This is a genomic window from Streptomyces hydrogenans, assembly GCF_014656075.1.
GTDB classification, from domain to species: domain Bacteria; phylum Actinomycetota; class Actinomycetes; order Streptomycetales; family Streptomycetaceae; genus Streptomyces; species Streptomyces hydrogenans.
The window spans coordinates 1-3,150 of sequence record NZ_BNBS01000263.1; the positions used below are offsets into that span (position 1 = coordinate 1).

The following is a 3,150-nucleotide window of genomic DNA, read 5'->3' on the forward strand; positions in this document are numbered from 1 at the left end:
CGTTCAGGGTGGCTATCAGTGCCCAGAAGTCGGTCCATGCCATTCTCATGGACGCGGAATCGCAGGGCGGCCTGACACGTCCGGCGGGCCGACCCGGACCTTCCGGGGGAGCAGAGAGGGAACGACCATGGCGAAGCGCGACAAGAAGGTGCCGCGGCGCAAACTTGACGTGACGTGTTTCGTGCAGGTCGCAAGCAAGCCGAGCATCGGTGTGGAAGTGTCGACGGGCCGGGCCTGGATCGGGGTCGATCAGCAGGTCGGGCACGGTTCCGCCGACGCGCTGTTCGCGTTGACGGACGAGCAGTACGCGGCGGCGCTCGTCGACGTGTCGGCGGTCGGGTCGTTCGAGATGGAGTGCTGGAGGGGCGAGCACGACGACCTGCGGCTGTTCGACCCCCGTGGCGGGGCGTGGTCCCCCGAGCGGTGGTTCCGGAGTCGGCAGCGGGTGATTCCGCCTCGGTTCGCGGGTGAGATCTGGCACCACGTGGACGCCCTCGGCGACGTACCGGACGGGGAGCGGGTGGGGGTCTCGCGGGGACTGGCCGCCGGTACGGCGCGCGTCTCGGACGGGCCCGACGGCGTGAGCGGCCTGGTGTTCGCCCTCGTCGGCGACGGTGCGTATCCGCGTCCCGCCGCGCTGATCGCCGGACTGGCCGCGGGCAGCGAGCGCGAGCGCGCGCGGGCGGTCCTGGGCGACCCGGTGGAGGGGGCCGCGGACACGTACGCGATCGAGGGAGATCGCGTACGCCTCGGGTACGTTGACGACGGCCTCGCGGAGATCGCCCTGGAGCGCCCTGCCCCGGCACCCCTGCCGGACGGGCCGATGCGCACCTTCCTCACGCTGCTGGGGGAACCCGAAGCGGGCGCGGACTTCCGGGAGGTGGCGCGGCTGGCCGGAGGGACGGGCAGACGCTGGGCGGTCTCGTCCGGGTTCACACGCCGGCTGATCGTGTTCGACGGAGGTGTGGAGGTCCAGGTCCAGGACGGCCGGGTGCTGAGTACGCGGATCCGGTTCGACGGGTCCGGCACGGGCGTCGCCCACCGGCACGTGGACACCCTGTTCCCCGGGGCGAGCCGGCCTCTGTCACGCGCCGATGTTCACCAGGAGCTCGGTCCCCCGGTGGCCACCGCCGGGCGCGCCGATCTCCACCGGTACGGCGCGTACGACCTGGTGGTCGAGTACGCGCGTACCGTCGACCGCGAGACGCCGGGCGAGATCACGACGGTGCTCCACGGGACCAGCGTCTCGCACGGGATCCACCGGTGGCGTTCCGGTGAGTTCACGCTGTTTCTCGACGTTCTGGGCCTCGAAGGCACGCATCCGCTCGTCCAGTACGTGCGCGAGCTTGCCGGAGTGCGCGTGCAGACGAGCGGTGGCGCCGTCACCGAGGTCACCATCGGTCGCCACGGCCATCGGGCCGAGCGCCTCGCGGCCTTCGTCGACGGGATGCCGGCCGAGCCCACGAGGAAGGACCTCCCGTTCGGCGTGCCGGCGTACACAGGAGAGCGGGACGAGCTCCGGGACTTCGCGCAGGGCTGGATCCATGTGCACGCGTCCGACGGCGAGGCGATCACGACGATCACCGTCAGCCAGGAGCCGCCGCGGGACCTTGCGGTGCGCCGTTGGCAGGCTCGCTACGATCGGTGATCGGTGATCGGTGATCGGTGATCGGTGATCGATGTTCGGCGGGCCAGATGGGGTGTCAGAGGGCGTAAGGTGCGATCTCTTCCCATTCGCGATCGCTGGCTCGTGTGAAGGAGCGCCACGCGACAGGCGCTGGGCATGTGCATGGGCCTGCTCAGCAGGCAGAGTTCGGGCAGCCCCGGGGACCTGAGCCTGGGCACCGGGTTTCCGCCGGACACGAACACGGACACGGGCACGGGCACTAACACCAGGCCCGACGAGTGGCGGTCCGTGCCCTCCTGGAGCGGTACACCGAGACGCTCAAGCGGGCGAGGGCCGCCTGGATCGGGTACCCCAAGAGCAACCGGTCGGACATCGACTGGAGCACCCTCCGGCCCATCGCCGCCGAGTTCGGGCTCAGCACCGACGGACAGGCCGCGGTCGGCGACCGCTGGTCGGCGCTGAGGTTCAGGGCGCGGCGGACGGCGGGCCCCATTGGGCGGATGGGCAACCTGTCCGGCTCCCTGCTCCCTGCTTTCCGCACCCGCAGATACTTCTTTGCCCCGTCCGGTGGTTCCGTGGGCGGTGCGGAATCTGTTGGGACCTCTGGCGGCGTCCTCGCCGTAGGGCTGCGGCTTGCCGGGCACGGCCCGCCGGAGGCCTCGGTTCGCCGAGGACGGAGGACGGCAGCGCATTCCCCTGGTCGCAAGGAGCGTGTCGAGGGGGCCTAGGGTGAGGGAGTGTCTGCTCATGTCCATGCCCTGGCCCACAAACCGCTGACGGTCTCAGCCGTCGCTGACTTCATCGGCTGCCCGTTCGAGCCACGGGTTCCCGAGCAGGATGTCGAGGAGGTCGTGGAGCGGCGGGGATGGAGCTGGGAGCACTACCTCGTCTGTGACTCCCTGGTCACCCACCACGGCCTCGTGCTGTGCAGTGAGAGCTACGTACCCTTCGGGTTCCCTGACGCCCGTCACCTGCTGGTCTTCGGTGAGGTCTACCCCATCGACGAGAACGACGACGAGATGCGCAACGGCCCCTGGCTGTTCCCTATCGTGGACGACTGGCAGAAACAGCCCGGCTGGACCGGGAAACGACCGGCCACGGTCGATGACTGCGAGGGCGTACTGACCCGCGCCGCCCAGGCGGTGACCGCATACCTGGGCTCCATCCCGGAACGCACGATCGTGTCGGACGCGACCACCGTGACCGGCCCGGCCATGACCCACCGCATCTGGCGCACCCCCACCCACGCCCTCGTCCTCGGACCCCACGCCGACAACGGTCCCTACGGCTACCTCACCCACCTTCAGCTGTCCCTCACACCACTGGCCTGCGCACCTGACCTGCCGCCGGCGCACGACACCGACGCCTTGAACCGGTGGATCACCGCCCACGTCGATTGGTGAACCCGCCGACGACGACAGGGCCGGTTCCGGGGTCGCTCCCTGCCCGTCGGCGACGCAGACCTGGCTGACACGCGCACGGCTGAACGCAGCAGGTTTCACGCGGTGGTGACCGTCTGGGCG

General features: G+C 70.3%; 2 protein-coding genes. Both read left to right on the top strand.

The window, feature by feature from the left end; all coding sequences use genetic code 11:
* The first annotated feature begins 127 nt into the window (after positions 1-127).
* Entirely contained in the window at positions 128-1,648 is a 1,521-nt protein-coding gene (locus IE321_RS41170) for a hypothetical protein (protein ID WP_229916851.1), read from the top strand.
* Positions 1,649-2,364: 716 nt separating this feature from the next.
* On the top strand, positions 2,365-3,030 hold the full coding sequence (locus IE321_RS42695; RefSeq protein WP_229916853.1) for a hypothetical protein: 666 nt from the start codon (positions 2,365-2,367) through the stop codon (positions 3,028-3,030).
* Positions 3,031-3,150 lie beyond the last annotated feature (120 nt).

What these genes read in the sequence shown, in the direction of transcription:
- IE321_RS41170 (WP_229916851.1), top strand. Translation starts at nt 128, where the DNA reads ATGGCGAAGCGCGACAAGAAGGTGCCGCGGCGCAAACTTGACGTGACG.